This window comes from Pontibacter sp. LHS1 (genome assembly GCF_058932855.1).
This window is the reverse complement of record NZ_JBZYWF010000004.1, coordinates 160,316-177,861: the sequence shown is the minus strand read 5'-3', so window position 1 is coordinate 177,861 and position 17,546 is coordinate 160,316. Positions and strand designations below refer to the sequence as shown.

Sequence of the window (17,546 nt, the reverse complement as noted above, 5' to 3'; positions counted from 1 at the left end):
TGGCTCTGTATATATTTCAGAGTCAGGGCAACCTGTAGCTTTACGTATGACTTGTGAGTTTCTATTAAATGATGTTGAAGCGCGACATCAGGGCCTTCTTGTAGGATTTGCCGATCGGAACCTCCCCTTTAGAAAACACGACTGCGTTCTCTTCCAGCGCCTCTACTTTGTCGAGGTTGGCAATATAGGAGCGGTGCACCCGCACAAAATTACTGGAAGGCAGCTTGTGCTCCATGTCCTTGAGTGTAGAGCTAACCAGGTATTTCTGATCTACAGTAACAATAAAAGAGTAGTTGTCATAGGCTTCTACCCACAAGATGTCACTATACTGTACCTTGATAATGCGGTGCTTTACCTTGACAAAAATGTAATCGGTCTGCGTTTCGGCTTCTTTGGGTGCCTTGCCTGCGCCGTTGTCCACTGCTTTGTGCCCGGAGTCATGCTTGTAAAGGGCAAGTTCAATAGCTGAACGCAGGTTTTTTTCGTCAAAGGGTTTGGCCAGGAACCCATCCGGCTCTGTTTTCTTTGCCCTGTCCAATGTGGCTTTGTCGGCATAGGCGGTCAGGTAGATGAAAGGAATGTCAAACTCCTCCCGTATTTTAGAGCCGATCTCTATCCCGTCTGCATCACCTTTCAGGTTCACATCGAGCAGCACCAGGTCTGGTTGCAAGGTCCGAATCATCTCTAGAGTGTTCTCACCGGAGTCGATGCCACACGTCTGGTAACCTAGCTCTTCCAAACAGGCAGCCAGGTCTTCTGCGATTATAATTTCGTCTTCCGAAATAAGAATTTTTGGTTTTGTCATAGCATTAATCTCATACGTAAAATTAGGGAGTTACGATGCCAAAACAAAATACAATATTGATTTTGTACCATTATTATTTTGGAATTCGATATTACCCCCAAGCTTCCTGGCTAATGAGGACACCAGTTGGAGACCAAACGACTTTTTGCGTCGTTCCCGAAAGTCGGGAGGTAAGCCTACACCGTCGTCATGTACAGTCAAGGTGTAAGCATTTTCCTGTTCTGGCCTTAGGTAAATTGCGATCTGCCCGTACCGGTTGGGGAAGGCATATTTAATGGAGTTGGAAACAAGCTCATTTACAATCAGCCCTAATGAAAGGGCTGTATCTGCTTCCACCATGATAGTAGGTATATCAAGCTTGATTTTGATATGGCGCTCTTTGGTGCCATATGTGGCGCACAAGCCTTCGCATATGTCTTCTATGTAGGCATTCAGATCAATGGAGGCCAGATCTTCGTGCTGGTAAAGGCGTTCATGCAGAATCGCCATCGACCTAACCCGGCCCCTTACAGACTGCATTACTTCGAGTGCATTCGGGTCTTGTACGTGCCGGGCCTGCAGGTTGAGCATACTCATAATGATCTGCAGGTTATTTTTAACGCGATGATGGATCTCCTTCAACAGAATTTCCTTCTCACGGTTTTTCTCTTCCAGCAGCTGCGTGCGATACTGTACCTTATGCTCGAGCAGGGTATTCATTTTTACCAGACTTCTTTCGCGCAGCCTTATCAGGCTGATCGTTGCGCCGGTGGCGATAAGTACCAGTAGCACGATGAACCACTCTCTGCGCCACACAGGGGGTACAATGGTGAAGGTATAGGTAAGTGGGCTAGGCGTCCAGTAGCCGTCACTGTTGGCTGCCAGTAACTGAAAGGTATAGGTGCCCGGGTCGAGGCTGGCATAGGTGGCAAAGGAGTGATCCGTGACAGCAGACCAATGGTCGTCATGACCTTTGAGGCGATAGCGGTAACGCACACGGTCTGGGGCGGTTAGAGATATGCCATGAAAGTCAAAGGTCAGGTGGTTTTGGTGGTGTGGGAGCCGAAGGTTCACAGGGAGCCCGTTAGTTGAGTCGGTGGTGTAGCCCATGCTTGTCCAGTCAGTAGGCTTCAGAAAGAGCATAATATTGGTTAGGATCGTATTGGGGTAAACCTGATTGCGCCGGTCCATGTCGGGCAGGTACATGGTCAGGCCTTTGGCAGTGGCAAACCACACAGTACCGTCTGGGGTCTGAGTGATTCCCCTGTTGCTGACTTCTAGGCCCCGGAACCCCTCCTGATTAGCGTAGGCCCGGATGCTGAGGCGCCCCCGGTCATGGAGCTGATCAAGCTGCACTTTTAGCACGCCCCGACTGGTGCCGACCCAGAGGTGGTTGGTATTATCAACAAACAGGCTCTTTATACCTTCATTGGGGAGTCCGTTCCGGGAGTTGTATACCTTAGGAGCCTTCCATTTGTCATGCCAGGCCATAATGCCGTAGTTGAAACCACCGAAGTACAGAGTGCCCCACTCATCTTCCGTTATGGAGTGTATTTCACGGAATCCAGCTTCTCCCAGTCCCTTAGCAGCGGCTAGGGCATTGTTTTCGTACCGGAATACACCTTTCTCAGCGCCAACCCATATCCTGCCCTGGCTGTCACGGTGCAGGGCATATACGTTGCCCGTGAGCTGTGGCTTGTGCAATGGCCTGATAGATTGCTGATTGGGAGGCAAAATAGCCAATCCGGTAGCAGTGGCGAGTAACAGGTCGCCATTTCGTAAGGGCATGGCCTGAAACACTTCCGCTGAGGGCAGCCCCTGCGCCGTGCTGTAATGAGCTACTTTGCCGGGCCCCAAACGGTACAGCCCTTTGCTGGTACATACCCAAACATCATTTTCATGCGCCACCCACATACTATGCAGGGTAGTGCCTTTTGGCCAAATGTCAGTCTGCAGCCAGTTTAGAATGCCACCCTCCATATAAGCAGCATAGCCGTCATCGGTGCCCAGCCATACCCTGCCTTTAGTATCTTGTGCCAGGGCTGAGATGACAGGCTCTTTCACCTGTCCCATATCAAAGAAGTGTACAAACCAGGGGTTACGGTACTGCATCAGGCCATGACCGGTTGTTCCAATCCAGATATTCCCTTCACGGTCTGTTGTGATGCAGTTAACTCTGTCTGTGCGCAGACCGCTGAAGCGGGTCAGGTGCTGAAACTCCTTGCCATCGTATTTGAGAACACCATTCAGGTTCAGACTTAACCATTGATGACCATAATTGTCGGTTGTGAAGTCTCTTATATTGGGGCTTGTTATGCCTGGCGGTAGCTCAAAGTTCTCCAGCTTGTTCAGCCTGAAAGTTGCCGCACCGTTGGCAGTACCTATCCAGATAGTGCCGTCAGGTGACTGGTTCAATACATTGATGCTGTTATAAGGTAAGGGGCTGTTGGTGGAGGTATAGTTACTTGTTCCCCTGGATGTGATGCTGTACACCCCCTGAGAGTCGCTTCCTGCCCAAAGCTCATTTGTGGCCGTGAAGAGCACATCATTGTAACGGATGGGCGGTAAGTCGGTGTGCTGCACAAATGCGTTCTTGGCCAGGTAGTAAACACCGCTGTCTGTGGCTGCCCAAATAGTACCCTGATTGTCTTCTGATATACTGTAAACCCCTCCAGGTGGCAGACCCGCCTCCAGGTCATAGGCATAAAAGTTGTTGCCTGTGAGCAGCATCAAGCCTTTATCAGTAGTCCCGATCCAGATGCGCTGGCGGCTGTCAAGCAGCAGGCAGCTTATACTGTTGCTGCTCATGCCATCGCGTTTCGTATAGGTATGGAATGCAGACCCGTCAAAGCGGCTAAGTCCCCCCAGTGTGGCTACCCAGAGCTGCCCTTTGTGATCTTGCAGGATGTCATTTACCTGGGATTGCGGTAAGCCCTGCTCAAGCGACCAGTTCCGGAAGTTGAACTGTTGCGCCTGCAGGTTTAGCGAAACTGCCAGTAAGAGTGTTAGAGCAAAAAGGCGCATCCGGAAGCAAGGGCGTTAGAGGTAACAATACAGGAAGCTAATGTATTTTGTAATAAAAAATAGCTTAATATTTACATTACTCTAAAGCAATAATTTTGTTGCCTGCAGGCTATACCTGATGTTATAAAATTACTTTGTGTGCAGGTGGGTTATTAGAAATTCAATGCCTATACCTGTTGCAGAGGTCTTGGGCAACAGGTATAGGCATTGGCAAGACGGGAATGAATACTTATTCTCTGTGAAGGTGCTTATTGATGCCGTTAGGGCAAAAGGTGCTTTTCTCAGAAATGGCCTTCTCAAGGAGTGCATCATTAGCTGCCAGGCTTTGGCGGGAGTTCTCCTGATGATGTAAATGATAGGCTATACCGCCGAAAGCAAGGTTCTGCCGCTTGGTGCCGCTGTTTAGCAGGCGGATGGCAAACTCACTATCCTCTCGCCCCCAGCCTACAAAGTTCTCATTAAAGCCGTTGACGCGCACGATGTCTTCCATCCAGAAACCCATATTGCAGCTCTTGATTGAAGCGATTCCTGCCTTGTCCTTACTGAAAAGCCTTGACAGAAAAGGCGAGTTTGTGGCATTGAACCGATTCTTTATACCTGATGAAAGAGGCGAGATAGGAGAGGGGCCGCGATTGATCAGCTTTTGGCTCAACTCGGGACTCAGGAGTACGCGTTTACCTTGTGTGAAATAACCTTTACGGGCAGCCCGGCGGTGGCCCTTCAAAAAGTCAGGATGAAGCACCATGTCCCCATCAATAATCACCACATACTCACCGGTTGCCATCGCAATAGCCTTGTTGCGGCTCTCCGCTGCTCTAAAACCCAAGTCTTCCTGCCAGCTGTGCAGCACCGGCACCGGCGACTCTTTTGCTAGTTGCGCTACAAGAGCACGTGTGTCTTCGCGGGAGCCATCGTCGGCCACAATGATCTCACGCGGGAGCTCACTCTGCTGAAAGGCGCTGCGCAGCACTGTGCCCAAGGCCTCCTTCCAGTTATAGGTTGTCACGATCAGGCTGACGCCGAGGCGCTGGTTTTCTTCGTGCAGTTTCATGTATTTGTAAAAAGTGCCGTTAGCGTTCGAGAAGGAGATGGCCATACCTTCGTACCCGTACAAAAACCCGCGCTGCAGCACATAGTTCCTGAAGAGAGAGAAAGCCCACTTGAAATAACTGATGGCAGGGGAGGAGCGCTTCCGGAACCGCTTCTCTCTAGCAAAGAGTGTAGTATACTGGTCCATCTTAGCAATCAGCTGCGAAATGCTGTTGAAGGAAAAGTGATTCATGGTGCCGCGCAAAGCCTGTACCTGTAAGCCATCTGTTATAATATACTCGTGCACAGGAAGGTCAGCGAAGCGGGTAGTTTCCTTATGATAGAGGCGCAGCACATAATCATTGTCCCATCCACAGGCTTTGATGTGCTTTTTGCCGTAAAAGTTATGGCGCAGGAAGCTGTATACCTTATACGTATCGTGGAGGTCGAGCTGCAGAATTTCTTCTGTTAGCTGAGGTGAAAGCACTTCGTCACTGTCAATGGAGAGGACCCACGGGTGTGTAGCGTGCTGTGCGGCAAGGTTCTTCATTGGTCCAAATCCGATAAAGGCATGCTGCACGATGCGTACATTCGGAAAGCGGGCCGCAACAGCCAGCGTTTCGTCTGTAGAGCCATTATCCAGTACAATTATCTCAGGAAAGCGCTGCAAGGAATGCAGGCAGTCGGAGAGATGCTGCTGGCTATTTTTAGTCAGGATGGTAACCGATATTGGTTGGCTCATGTATGGGAACTCCCTATGTGGATGGAGCTGCAAAATTAAGCTTTAACACCTAAATCAATGAAAAAAATGCTCAGGAACTGCTGAAAGTTCTGAAAATCCGTATGTTTCTAATAAAGAAAGGAATAAGAGCGGCTCATAAGCTGCCTGTCCTGTGCATACCATTATAGCTCCCGTGCAACCCAAAGGCGGCTAGAAAGGTATGTAATTAAAATTTCTATATTTGCGTATAATTACGCGATTACGACTTTATAAATTACAAAATCAAGTCAAATGAGCGAGCAAACAGGTAAACAGTTGAGTAAAGAGGAAAAAGATGCCCGGTTCGAGGCGGAGCTACTGCCTGTGCTGGATCCTCTGTACAATTTTGCCTACAGGCTCACCCTCGATGAAGATGATGCCAATGACCTGGTACAGGAGACTTACCTGAAGGCCTACCGCTTTTTCGATTACTTTGAGCAAGGAACTAATGCAAAAGCCTGGCTGTTCCGAATCCTGAAGAACTCTTTCATTAATGAGTTCCGGAAAAAGAGCAAACAGCCTGCCAAGGTAGACTATAGTGAGGTCGAGGGGTACTACAATTCGGACGACGTAGAAGGCGAGGGCGGCGTGGCCTCCACCACCGACATGCGCACCGAAAGTGTACAGGACCTGATTGGCGACGAAGTGGCCAGTGCCTTAAACGCATTGCCGGTCGACTTTAGAACCGTGATCATACTTTGTGATCTCGAGGGCTTCACCTACGAGGAAATGGCTAAAATTCTGGATATACCTATAGGTACCGTGCGCTCCAGGCTGCACCGTGCCCGTAACTCTTTGAAAGAGAAGTTGGAAAAGTATGCGAAGAGCATGGGATATAACAGTTAGAATAACCTAAAGAGTTTGAGTTAAGATGGAATCGAAATTTACAGAAGCGCACCAGAAACTTTCTGAAGACGGGCATGAGTCGGAATGCGACAAAATTGCCAAGTTGTTGGACCTGATGATTGATGGAGAGGCCTCCACAGAAGAGCAGTCCTACTTTAATACTCACATCGAAGAGTGCGTTCCCTGCTTCGAAAGCCATCAAAAGCAAAAACTCCTCAAAGGGCTTGTAAGTGGTCATCTTAAGCGCGTAATTGTGCCGGAAAGCTTAGCTTTGTCCATTAAAGCCAGAATTCAAGAAACTGTATAACCTCTGATGCAAGGAAAGATTATCATTTTTTCGGCACCCTCCGGCGCCGGCAAAACTACTATTGTAAAGCACCTCTTACAGGTAAACCCACTACTTGCCTTCTCTATTTCGGCCTGCACACGCGATAAGCGCGGCCGCACCGAAGAAAACGGAAAAGACTACTACTTCATAACACCGGAAGAATTCAAGCAGAAGATCGCAAAAGACGAATTCGTAGAGTGGGAAGAGGTATACGAAGGCGCCTTCTACGGCACTTTGAAATCTGAAATAGAGCGTATCTGGAAAAGTGGCAAACACGTGATACTGGACGTGGATGTAAAAGGAGGATTAAGTATAAAGCATTTTTACAAAGAAAGAGCACTGGCGGTTTTCGTGAAGCCGCCTTCAATAGAAGAACTGGCCAAACGCCTGCAGGCCCGCAACACCGACTCTGCTTCCAGCATTTCGAGCCGCGTATTCAAAGCTGAGTTTGAGCTGAAGTTTGAAGACCAGTTTGACAAGGTGATCGTAAACGACAACCTGAAAGAAGCCTGCGCCAAGGCAGAAAAACTGGTAAACGAGTTTCTGAACGCTGAACCGGCTATTGTATGAAAGTAGGGCTGCTGTTCGGCTCCTTTAATCCCATCCACATCGGGCACCTGATATTGGCTAATTTCATGGCCAATAACACAGACCTGGATACGGTTTGGCTGGTGGTGTCGCCACAGAACCCCTTTAAGCCCAGCAATACGCTGCTGCACGAGTTTGACCGCCTGCACATGGTGTCGCTGGCCGTGGCTGATAACCCTAGCCTGGGTGTGTCGAACATCGAGTTCAACATGCCCAAGCCGAGCTATACCATCGATACGCTTACCTACCTGCAGGAAAAGTACCCAAGCTACGAGTTTGTATTGATCATGGGGGAGGACAATCTGCCGCTCTTCCCGAAATGGAAGAACTATGATCGTATACTGGAATACCACCGTGTGTACGTGTACCCGCGCTCTGGCTCTGTTACCACCGAATTGCCGGCTATGCCTAATGTGACTTTCATCAAAGCTCCTGTGTTGGATATATCGGCTACGTTTATTCGGAAATGCATCAAAGAGGAGAAGTCAATTAAGTATATGGTGCCAGACGAGGTGGCTGAGTATATCAAGTTGCACAAGCTATACCTGTAAATACTGCATAAGCCTATAAAAGGAGAAGCCCGCTGAACGTTCAGCGGGCTTCTCCTTTTTGTAAAGGTATAAGAATGTTATCTACACGGTCATGATCTCAGCTTCCTTCTTCGCCAGAAGCTCGTCAATCTTCACGATATAGGCATCCGTCATTTTCTGGACTTTGGTCTCTGCATCACGCACGGCATCCTCAGAAGTGCCTTCTTTCTGCAGCTTGCGCAGCGATTCATTCACATCTTTGCGAATATTACGGATAGCGATTTTGCCGCTTTCGGTTTCATTTTTTGCCTGCTTTACCAGGTCGCGGCGACGCTCCTCAGTTAGCGGAGGAATATTCAGACGGATAGCATCCGCTTCGTGCTGCGGGTTCAGGTTCAGGTCACTGTTCTTAATGGCTTTGCCAATTTCAGCTAACATGTTCTTTTCCCATGGCTTGATCAGGAGTGTGCGGGCATCTGGCGTGGTAATGCCGGCAACCTGAGAAATCGGTGTTTGTGAGCCGTAATAATCCACACGCAGATCTTCTACCATAGCAGGGGAAGCTTTGCCTGCTCTAATTTTGAGCAGCTCAGAGTTTGTGTGCTGCACTGCTTTCTGCATCGACTCCTCGGCTTCGCTGAGGTAAAACTGAATTTCTTCCGTCATATCAATTTTAGCTTAATAAGGTTCTTCCGTTTTAGTATAATGATTATGCTGCAAAAATATTAATTTTTGTCGGTTGTTCTGGCACTCTCCGATTCCTGGATTTTGTCCACAGCTTCTTCTATTGACTCAGCCAGGTCATCCATTGTCACAAGCGTGCCTATCTTCTCACCTTGCACTAGTCTCTTCAGGTTGCCACCTTTGTTCATGTCAAACACAATGATTGGCAGGCCATTTTCCTTACAGAGCGTAAAAGCTGTCATATCCATTACGTTCAGACCTTTCTCAAACACATCTTTGAAGGATATGTTGGAGTAGAAAATTGCATTCGGGTCTTTCTCAGGGTCAGCAGAGTAAATACCATCTACGCGTGTGCCTTTCAGTACCACATCCGCTTCGATTTCAATAGCACGAAGGCTCGCAGCTGAATCGGTTGTGAAATAAGGGTTGCCGGTGCCGGCCCCAAAAATTACGACACGTCCTTTTTCGAGGTGACGTACTGCACGGCGGCGAATATAAGGCTCACATACCTGCTGAATGTTCAGGCCAGACAGCAAGCGGGTATAGACACCCAGCTTCTCAAGTGCACTCTGCAATGCCATACTGTTGATAACAGTGGCCAGCATACCCATGTAGTCGCCCTGTACACGGTCAAGGCCTACCTGCTCAGCTTGCACACCTCTAAAGATGTTGCCTCCACCTATAACTACTGCTACCTCAACGCCAAGTGCGGCCACTTCTTTAATCTCCTGCGAGTACTGCATCAGCCTGTCAGAGTCAATGCCGTACTGCTGTTCTCCCATTAGCGCTTCGCCGCTTAACTTCAGCAATATTCTTTTATACTTCACGGTCGTTTTATAGTAATGTTAACATTTATGGTGCTCATGTCGCGGCAAGGCACTACGTGCTGCCCATCCGGCAACACAAAAAAATTAAAATTGAATCAGGATCTGATTTTTCTCCACGTTCTGCTTCACGGCTACCTTTATTTCCTTCACCACGCCGTCTCCAGGAGATTTGAGGATGTTTTCCATCTTCATCGCCTCCAATATCATGATAGGGTCGCCTTTCTTTACTTCCTGCCCGGGCTGCACTTTTATTTCAAGTATCAAGCCAGGCATAGGAGCCTTCACATCGTTCACTTTCTGGGCGTTGGCATTGCTCATGCCTAGCTTGTCGAGCAGCAGGTCAAAGCGGTCTTTCGCGCTCACGGTCTGCTTGATGCCGTTTATCTTAAAAGTGAATGTTTTAGCCTGATAGTCAGCTTCTACCAACTCTGCGGTATACGACTTATCGTCTTTTATGATATGATACCTGTTAGGGCCAAGTGGCGAAATATCCCAGTTGAAAGGTGATCCATTAAGGAGAATAGCGTCTTTTTGAATATCAACCTGCCATGTCTTGTCGTTAGCGGTTTTTATCTGGAGCATCTTTGTAAATCAGGTTTTGGAAGCTTAAAGATAATTGATTTATCAGAGTATTTTTAGAAATTGAGCTCAAAATTAAAACATTCCATCATGAATCATAGGTTTCTGAGCATAGTTGGCCTTGCTGCCGCTATGGCTTTTACAGGCGGTTGCAGAGTGAACAAACAAACGAAGGCAACTTCAGCGGTTGAGCCAGTAACAGGCAAACCGACTTTGGAGATTGCCGAGCCTCCTGTGTGGGCCCCAAAGAACCATGCCTTCAATCCCTCCAGAACACGGGTGCACGACTTGCTGCATACCAAACTTCGCGTAAGCTTTGACTGGGACAAGCAGTACCTGCATGGCATCGCAGAGCTTACCCTTAAACCTTATTTCTATCCGCAGAACCAGTTAGTGCTCGATGCCAAAGGTTTTGATGTCCACAGCGTAAACCTGATGAATGGGTTTGATGCGAAGGAGCTTCAGTATACCTACGACGGAATGAAACTGACAATTGACCTGGACAAGACATATACCCGGAACGACAAGTATGTCATTGAAATAGACTACACAGCTAAGCCAAATGAACTGGCAGTAGGTGGCAGTGATGCCATCACCGAAGACAAAGGACTCTACTTCATCAACCCGAAAGGGGAGGAGCCAAACAAGCCGCGTCAGATCTGGACACAGGGCGAAACCGAAGCGAACTCTGCCTGGTTCCCGACCATTGACTCGCCAAACGAGCGCATGACGCAGGAGCTATACATCACCGTGGACCAGCAGTTTACCACTCTTTCTAACGGCACCTTCGTCTACTCACGCAAAAACGCGAATGGTACCAAGACCGATTACTGGAAAATGGAGCAAGCGCATGCGCCATACCTGACCATGATGGCCATTGGGGAATACGCCGTAGTGAAAGACAAGTGGCGAGACCTGGAAGTGAACTACTATGTGGAGCCGGCTTATGAGAAAACTGCTAAGAAGATATTTGGTAACACGCCCGAAATGCTTGAGTTCTTCTCAAAGAAACTAGGTGTGGATTACCCGTGGTCTAAATACTCGCAGGTAGTTGTGCGCGACTTCGTGTCAGGAGCTATGGAAAACACGTCGGCCTCCACCTTCATGGAAGACCTGCAATTGAATGAGCGGGAACTGCTGGATAAAAACTGGGATGGCATCATTGCGCACGAACTGTTCCACCAGTGGTTCGGCAACTATGTCACCACGGAGTCGTGGGCTAACCTGCCGCTTAATGAGGCGTTTGCCAACTATTCTGAATACCTGTGGACGGAGCACAAGTATGGCGCAGATGAGGCCGCCTTTCATCACCTGGACGAACTGGGGCAGTACCTTGATGAAGCCGAAAGCAAGCGTGAACCGCTGATTCGCTATCGCTATGCCGACCGGGAAGATATGTTCGACAGCCACTCTTATGCCAAAGGCGGTCGTGTGCTGCACATGCTTCGCAAGTATGTTGGAGATGAAGCTTTCTTTGCTTCACTTAACCGCTACCTCACACAGAACAAATTCTCAGATGTAGAGGTGGCTGAATTGCGCATGGCCTTCGAAGATACTACTGGCGAAGACTTGATGTGGTTCTTTGATCAGTGGTTCCTGCGAGCCGGTCATCCGGAACTTAAAGTAAGCCATACCTATCAGAACGGTGCGCTTACACTGCAGGTATGGCAGCAACAGGACACGCTTTACCAGCCAGTGTACAGATTGCCTCTGAAAGTAGCAGTCTGGGGAAATGGTAAAAAAGCGGAACATGCCATCGAGATCACTAAAGCCAACCAGGTGTTTAACCTGCCTGTGAGTGCAGAGCCGCAGCTTGTGCTGTTTGATAGCGAGCAGCAGCTACTCGGAACTGTAGAGCATGCGAAGACAGCCGAAGAATTGGTGTTTCAGTTCAACAACGCAGGCGTGTTGGCTGCAAAACTAGAGGCGTTGGAAGAGTTGGAAAAAGAGTTAAGCCAGCAGGAAATGGTCGGCTTGTTGCAGGGCGCTTTGAAAGACGAATTTTGGGCAGTTCGGAATCTTGCTTTGGATGTAGCGGGGCGTTTGCCAGCCAGGCAGACTGAAACGCTGGAGCCAATTGTGAAGCAAATGGCTGAAAGCGATAAGAAAGGGGAGGTAAGAGCGGGTGCTGTCATGCTGCTTTCAGAATGGGGCGATGATGAGTATAGCGAGCTATATAAGAAAGCGATGGCGGATGACTCCTACAAAGTGGCAGCCGCAGGTATACTGAGCTATGCCATGACAGAGGCGCCGGACATTAACCAACGCCTGGCCAGTTTTGAAAAGGAGACAAACGAGGAGATCGTGCTGGCACTGGCATCATACTATGCAGTGAAAGGAGGGGCAGCAAAGTATGATTGGTTTATGAAGCAGATGAAAAGTGCCAAAGGAGTAGGTCTATATTATCTGTTGCAGAGCTATGGCGCATTTATGGCGGTAAACCCGGAAGCCTATACACCGGAAGCAGTAAGTATGCTGGCAGAATTGGCACAGGAGCACCGACTGTATTATGTGCGTATGGCTGCCTTTCAGACACTTATGGTGCATTCAGAGCGTCCAGAGATAGTAGAGTTGCTCAAAGAGATAAGAGCGAATGAGCAGGACAAAAGGCTTTTGGAACTGTACAATCAGGTTTCATTGTAGAGCACCCAGAAAAAAAAGTGAATAATTTTTTAGAGAATATTTGACTGGAAAGAAAAAGCGCTTAATTTTGCATCTCCTTAGAACGAACAGCGGACTGAAAAACAGTTTTGAAGTACTAAGGAAAGGCTGAATAAGTCAGCCAGGTTGAATATTAGGGGAGATTCCAGAGCGGCCAAATGGGACGGACTGTAACTCCGTTGTAGTGATACTTCGCAGGTTCGAATCCTGCTCTCCCCACAATTAAGACCACGCTATTTAATGGTTTGCTTCATTAAAAGCGGGAGTAGCTCAGTTGGTAGAGCGATAGCCTTCCAAGCTATAGGCCGCGAGTTCGACCCTCGTCTCCCGCTCAATAAGCAAACGGCGTGCTGCTTATCAATTATGGGTTGCTTTGTAAGGAATTTCATGAAGATGGATTTCCTTTTTAGTATAAACTCATTTTTAAGATAAGTGATGGCAAAAGCCGACGTAGCTCAGGGGTAGAGTACTTCCTTGGTAAGGAAGGGGTCGTGGGTTCAATTCCCATCGTTGGCTCAAAGTCCGTTACGTGTATAATTAACGCAACATACTTAAACGTTTTAACCTTAATTTAATTATCATACAATGGCTAAAGAAACATTTGACCGTTCCAAACCGCACGTAAACATCGGTACTATCGGTCACGTTGACCACGGCAAAACAACTTTGACTGCTGCCATTACTACAGTTTTGGCTAAGAAAGGTCTTGCTGCACTTCGCGACTTCTCTTCTATTGATAACGCTCCAGAAGAAAAAGAAAGAGGTATTACAATCAATACTTCTCACGTAGAATACGCAACTGAGAACCGTCACTATGCTCACGTTGACTGCCCAGGTCACGCTGACTACGTGAAGAACATGGTTACTGGTGCTGCCCAGATGGACGGTGCTATCCTTGTGGTTGCTGCAACTGATGGTCCAATGCCACAGACTCGTGAGCACATCCTTCTTGCTCGTCAGGTAGGTGTACCTCAGCTGGTAGTATTCATGAACAAAGTGGACATGGTGGACGATCCAGAGCTTCTTGAGCTTGTTGAGATGGAAATCCGTGAGCTTCTTTCATTCTACGAATTCGACGGCGACAATATTCCAGTTATCCAGGGTTCTGCTCTTGGTGGCTTGAACGGCGACGACAAGTGGGTGAAGACTATCGAGGAACTGATGGATGCAGTAGATAGTTGGATTCCACTTCCGGAGCGTCTGGTTGACCTTCCATTCCTGATGCCAGTTGAAGACGTGTTCTCTATCACAGGTCGTGGTACTGTAGCAACAGGCCGTATCGAGCGTGGTGTGATCAACTCTGGCGAGGCAGTAGAAATCCTTGGTATGGGTGCTGAGAACCTGAAGTCAGTAGTAACTGGTGTAGAGATGTTCCGCAAGATCCTTGACAGAGGTGAAGCTGGTGACAACGTAGGTCTACTTCTTCGTGGTATAGAGAAATCTGATATCCGTCGTGGTATGGTTATCTGTAAGCCAGGTTCTGTGAAGCCTCACACGAAGTTCAAGGCTGAGGTTTACGTTCTTTCTAAAGAAGAAGGTGGCCGTCACACGCCATTCTTCAACAAGTACCGTCCACAGTTCTACTTCAGAACGACAGACGTTACTGGTGAGATCATGCTGCCAGAAGGTGTAGAAATGGTTATGCCTGGTGATAACATCACGATCGAGGTAAACCTGATCAACGCTGTAGCAATGGAAAAAGGCCTGCGTTTCGCTATCCGTGAGGGTGGTAGAACAGTAGGTGCCGGTCAGGTAACTGAAATCCTTGACTAATAATATATAAAACTGACCCGTTTCTGGAATCTTTTTCGGAAACGGGTTTGTTTTTAATATTCTTTTAAATAAATTTGCACTCCAATTAAAATTGGTGTGCATTTTTTTACGGGTGTAGCTCAATTGGTAGAGTAGTGGTCTCCAAAACCATTGGCTGGGAGTTCGAGTCTCTCCACCCGTGCAATTTAAATACTATTAAAGCGAAGGCGATGAGCAAAGTAAAAGGCTACATAGACGAGACAGTGGAGGAAATGAAAAACAAAGTTTCATGGCCTGCATATTCTGACCTGCAGAATAGCTCTGTATTGGTGTTGATCGGGTCTTTAATATTTGCTCTGGTAGTTGGAGCTATGGATTTCGTTTTTGATTCGTCGTTGTCTTGGTTTTACAACCAGTTTTAATTTGAGTCTATGGCTGATTTAAAATGGTATGTGGTTCGCGCTGTAAGCGGACAGGAGAAAAAGGCAAAGGCTTATCTTGAGAACGAAGTAGTTAGACAGAATCTTGGAGAGTACGTTCCTCAGGTTCTCATACCAGCTGAGAAGGTGTATGAGATGCGAGGTGGAAAGAAAAAGATCAGAGAGAGAAACTTCTTCCCAGGATATGTACTGGTACAAGCTGATCTTTCACATGGTGAAGCTGAGCACATTATCATCAGCACTCCAGGTGTTATTGGTTTCCTCGGTTCAAACGAGGGAGGTCAGAATAAAAAGCCGGTTCCACTGCGTCAGTCTGAAGTAAACAGAATACTGGGTACTGTAGACGAAGCTGAAGAACAGGCAGAAGTATTGGATACTCCATTCTTAGTTGGAGAAATGGTGAAAGTGATGGATGGTCCTTTCAGTGGATTCTCAGGTACTGTAGAAGAAGTGTTCGAAGAACGTAAGAAGCTTAATGTTATGGTGAAGATATTCGGCCGTAACACACCAGTTGAGCTGAATTACATACAGGTAGAAAAAGAATCGTAGTAAATACAAATAATGGCAAAGGAAATAAAAGGTTACCTGAAACTTCAGGTAAAGGGAGGTGCCGCGAACCCATCGCCACCGATTGGACCTGCACTTGGTTCTAAAGGTCTTAACATCATGGAGTTCTGTAAGCAGTTCAATGCTAGAACCCAGGATAAGCCAGGACAAGTGTTACCAGTGTTGATTACAATATACGCAGATAAGTCCTTCGACTTCGTTATTAAAACGCCTCCTGCTCCGGTATTGTTAATGGATGCTGCTAAGATTAAGGGTGGTTCTAAAGAGCCAAACCGTAACAAAGTAGGTTCAGTTACATGGGATCAGGTAAGAGAGATTGCAGAGCTGAAAATGCCTGACTTAAATGCTTTCAAATTGGAGGCCGCTATGAAGATGGTAGCTGGTACAGCTAGAAGCATGGGTATTACAGTGTCTGGAAACGCTCCGTGGAACGAATAATTAGAGTTAAAGGATAATGGCGAAGATTTCAAAGAACAGGAAAGCAGCCTTAGAAAAGGCTGACCTGACAAAAGAGTATTCTTTAACAGATGCGGCTTCAGTTGTAAAAGATATCACTTTTACAAAGTTTGATGCCTCTGTTGATATTGATGTACGCTTAGGCGTTGACCCTCGCAAAGCCGACCAGATGGTACGTGGTATTGTTACCCTTCCACATGGCACCGGTAAAGACGTAAAAGTACTGGCATTGGTAACACCTGACAAAGAGCAGGAAGCCAAAGATGCAGGCGCTGACTTCGTAGGTCTGGATGACTATATCCAAAAGATTGAAAAAGGCTGGACGGATGTAGACGTGATCATCACGATGCCAGCTGTAATGGCTAAAGTAGGTCGTTTAGGTAGAATCTTAGGTCCACGTAACCTGATGCCAAACCCTAAGTCTGGTACAGTTACACAAGACGTTGCTAAAGCAGTAAAAGAAGTTAAAGCAGGTAAGATCGACTTTAAAGTTGACAAGTATGGTATAATCCATACAAGTGTTGGCAAAGTTTCTTTCTCACCAGAGCAGTTAGCTGCTAACGCTGCAGAAGTGATTGCTACACTGAACCGCCTGAAGCCATCTTCAGCAAAGGGTACTTACATTAAGAGCATAACATTGTCTAGCACAATGAGCCCGGCCGTAATCGTTGACAAGAACGCAACTATCTAAGAACATGACCAGGGAAGAAAAAGAGATAATTGTTAAAGACCTGAGCGAGAAGTTAGCGAACACTAGCTATTTCTATATCACAGATGCGTCTACTATGACTGTAGCCAGCATCAATCAGTTCAGGAGAATGGCCTATGATAGAGGCCTGGAGTATAAAGTTTACAAAAACACTTTCATTAAGAAAGCATTAGATACCCTAGAGGCAGACACTACTAGTTTAGAGACTGTACTGAAAGGCTCATCTGGTATTGTGTTTTCTGCTGAGTCAGGTAATGCACCTGGTAAGCTTCTGAAAGACTTCAGAAAGAAAGGCAGTGCACTTCCATTGTTGAAGGGTGCCTACATTGATGGCGGTATCTACGTTGGTGAGAACCAGCTTGACACACTCGCTAGCATCAAGTCTAAGAACGAGCTTATCGGTGAAATCATTGGCTTGCTTCAGTCTCCAGCTAAGAATGTTGTTTCTGCTCTCCAGAGCAGCGGTGGCAAACTGGCCGGCATCCTGAAAACCCTATCTGAAAAAGAATAATTTTAAAAACGTAATCAATAAGTAACTTTTAATTTCAATAAAATGGCAGATTTGAAAGCATTCGCTGAGCAGTTAGTAAACTTAACTGTGAAAGAGGTTAATGAACTAGCTACAATTCTTAAGGATGAGTATGGTATCGAGCCAGCTGCTGCTGCTCCAGTTATGATGGCTGGTGGTGGTGCTGCTGAAGGAGGAGCTGCTGCAGAAGAGAAAACTTCTTTTGACGTAATCCTTAAGTCAGCTGGTGCATCTAAGCTTGCAGTTGTTAAGCTTGTAAAAGAATTGACTGGTCTTGGCCTGAAAGAAGCTAAAGAACTGGTAGACGGCGCTCCTAAGCCTTTGAAAGAAGGTGTGGATAAGAACGAAGCTGAATCACTGAAGAAGTCTTTGGAAGAAGCTGGCGCTGAAGTAGAGGTTAAATAATCTCACTTACCAACATACCGAGAACAGGTAGACCTGGCAGTTTCGTCA

General features: G+C 47.2%; 18 protein-coding genes and 4 tRNA genes. 16 read left to right on the top strand and 6 right to left on the bottom strand.

Going from position 1 to position 17,546, the window contains the following annotated elements; genetic code table 11:
- Positions 1-64: 64 nt before the first annotated feature.
- The 3 genes from AC5FXQ_RS10100 to AC5FXQ_RS10090 form a co-directional block, all read right to left on the bottom strand.
- Positions 65-805, bottom strand: a complete 741-nt coding sequence (locus AC5FXQ_RS10100; protein WP_493602315.1) for a LytR/AlgR family response regulator transcription factor — start codon at positions 803-805, stop codon at positions 65-67.
- A 30-nt stretch (positions 806-835) separates the two neighbouring features.
- Complete coding sequence (locus AC5FXQ_RS10095) at positions 836-3,808, bottom strand: two-component regulator propeller domain-containing protein (RefSeq protein WP_493602314.1); 2,973 nt, start codon at positions 3,806-3,808, stop codon at positions 836-838.
- 229 nt (positions 3,809-4,037) lie between these two features.
- Positions 4,038-5,579 carry a glycosyltransferase family 2 protein gene (locus AC5FXQ_RS10090; protein WP_493602313.1) on the bottom strand — a complete coding sequence of 514 codons (1,542 nt, stop codon included), beginning with the start codon at positions 5,577-5,579 and terminating at the stop codon, positions 4,038-4,040.
- Between the two features lie 270 nt (positions 5,580-5,849).
- Between AC5FXQ_RS10090 and AC5FXQ_RS10085 the strand changes: the two genes are divergently transcribed.
- The 4 genes from AC5FXQ_RS10085 to nadD are packed head-to-tail and all read left to right on the top strand — an operon-like array spanning position 5,850 to position 7,910.
- Entirely contained in the window at positions 5,850-6,443 is a 594-nt protein-coding gene (locus AC5FXQ_RS10085; RefSeq protein WP_007653448.1) for a sigma-70 family RNA polymerase sigma factor, read from the top strand.
- 25 nt (positions 6,444-6,468) lie between these two features.
- The gene (locus AC5FXQ_RS10080; RefSeq protein WP_007653447.1) at positions 6,469-6,750 is read left to right on the top strand and encodes a zf-HC2 domain-containing protein; all 282 of its coding nucleotides are present in this window, start codon (positions 6,469-6,471) and stop codon (positions 6,748-6,750) included.
- 6 nt (positions 6,751-6,756) lie between these two features.
- Entirely contained in the window at positions 6,757-7,341 is a 585-nt protein-coding gene (gene gmk / locus AC5FXQ_RS10075; protein ID WP_493602312.1) for a guanylate kinase, read from the top strand.
- Positions 7,338-7,910: a nicotinate (nicotinamide) nucleotide adenylyltransferase gene (gene nadD, locus AC5FXQ_RS10070; protein ID WP_493602311.1), complete on the top strand. Its 573-nt coding sequence runs from the start codon at positions 7,338-7,340 to the stop codon at positions 7,908-7,910. Before gmk ends, nadD begins: the two co-directional genes overlap by 4 nt.
- Before the next feature lie 81 nt (positions 7,911-7,991).
- Here the strand turns inward: nadD and frr are convergent, their stop codons facing one another.
- The 3 genes from frr to AC5FXQ_RS10055 form a co-directional block, all read right to left on the bottom strand.
- Positions 7,992-8,555: a ribosome recycling factor gene (gene frr / locus AC5FXQ_RS10065; protein ID WP_493602310.1), complete on the bottom strand. Its 564-nt coding sequence runs from the start codon at positions 8,553-8,555 to the stop codon at positions 7,992-7,994.
- A 59-nt stretch (positions 8,556-8,614) separates the two neighbouring features.
- Positions 8,615-9,400, bottom strand: coding sequence for a UMP kinase (pyrH, locus tag AC5FXQ_RS10060; protein WP_493602309.1), 786 nt, complete (start codon positions 9,398-9,400; stop codon positions 8,615-8,617).
- Positions 9,401-9,484: 84 nt separating this feature from the next.
- Positions 9,485-9,982, bottom strand: coding sequence for an acyl-CoA carboxylase biotin carboxyl carrier protein subunit (locus AC5FXQ_RS10055; RefSeq protein ID WP_076420894.1), 498 nt, complete (start codon positions 9,980-9,982; stop codon positions 9,485-9,487).
- 87 nt (positions 9,983-10,069) lie between these two features.
- On the opposite strand from AC5FXQ_RS10055, the gene AC5FXQ_RS10050 reads away from it, so the two are divergent.
- The 12 genes from AC5FXQ_RS10050 (at position 10,070) to rplL (ending at position 17,498) form a co-directional block, all read left to right on the top strand.
- Complete coding sequence (locus AC5FXQ_RS10050; RefSeq protein WP_493602308.1) at positions 10,070-12,622, top strand: M1 family aminopeptidase; 2,553 nt, start codon at positions 10,070-10,072, stop codon at positions 12,620-12,622.
- Between the two features lie 154 nt (positions 12,623-12,776).
- A tRNA-Tyr gene (locus AC5FXQ_RS10045) sits at positions 12,777-12,859 on the top strand.
- A 40-nt stretch (positions 12,860-12,899) separates the two neighbouring features.
- A tRNA-Gly gene (locus tag AC5FXQ_RS10040) sits at positions 12,900-12,972 on the top strand.
- A gap of 112 nt (positions 12,973-13,084) precedes the next feature.
- Positions 13,085-13,156 (top strand) — tRNA-Thr (locus tag AC5FXQ_RS10035).
- A 69-nt stretch (positions 13,157-13,225) separates the two neighbouring features.
- On the top strand, positions 13,226-14,413 hold the full coding sequence (gene tuf, locus AC5FXQ_RS10030) for an elongation factor Tu (protein WP_493602307.1): 1,188 nt from the start codon (positions 13,226-13,228) through the stop codon (positions 14,411-14,413).
- 108 nt (positions 14,414-14,521) lie between these two features.
- Positions 14,522-14,594, top strand: a tRNA-Trp gene (locus tag AC5FXQ_RS10025).
- Positions 14,595-14,622: 28 nt separating this feature from the next.
- Entirely contained in the window at positions 14,623-14,814 is a 192-nt protein-coding gene (gene secE, locus AC5FXQ_RS10020) for a preprotein translocase subunit SecE (RefSeq protein ID WP_007654324.1), read from the top strand.
- 9 nt (positions 14,815-14,823) lie between these two features.
- Positions 14,824-15,381, top strand: coding sequence for a transcription termination/antitermination protein NusG (gene nusG / locus AC5FXQ_RS10015; protein ID WP_493602306.1), 558 nt, complete (start codon positions 14,824-14,826; stop codon positions 15,379-15,381).
- A gap of 12 nt (positions 15,382-15,393) precedes the next feature.
- Positions 15,394-15,837, top strand: a complete 444-nt coding sequence (rplK, locus tag AC5FXQ_RS10010) for a 50S ribosomal protein L11 (RefSeq protein ID WP_007654322.1) — start codon at positions 15,394-15,396, stop codon at positions 15,835-15,837.
- 16 nt (positions 15,838-15,853) lie between these two features.
- Entirely contained in the window at positions 15,854-16,546 is a 693-nt protein-coding gene (rplA, locus tag AC5FXQ_RS10005) for a 50S ribosomal protein L1 (protein WP_007654321.1), read from the top strand.
- Between the two features lie 4 nt (positions 16,547-16,550).
- Positions 16,551-17,075, top strand: coding sequence for a 50S ribosomal protein L10 (gene rplJ / locus AC5FXQ_RS10000; RefSeq protein ID WP_493602305.1), 525 nt, complete (start codon positions 16,551-16,553; stop codon positions 17,073-17,075).
- Between the two features lie 42 nt (positions 17,076-17,117).
- Positions 17,118-17,498 (top strand): 50S ribosomal protein L7/L12, encoded by a 381-nt coding sequence (gene rplL / locus AC5FXQ_RS09995; protein ID WP_007654319.1) that lies wholly within the window; start codon positions 17,118-17,120, stop codon positions 17,496-17,498.
- Positions 17,499-17,546: the final 48 nt, after the last annotated feature.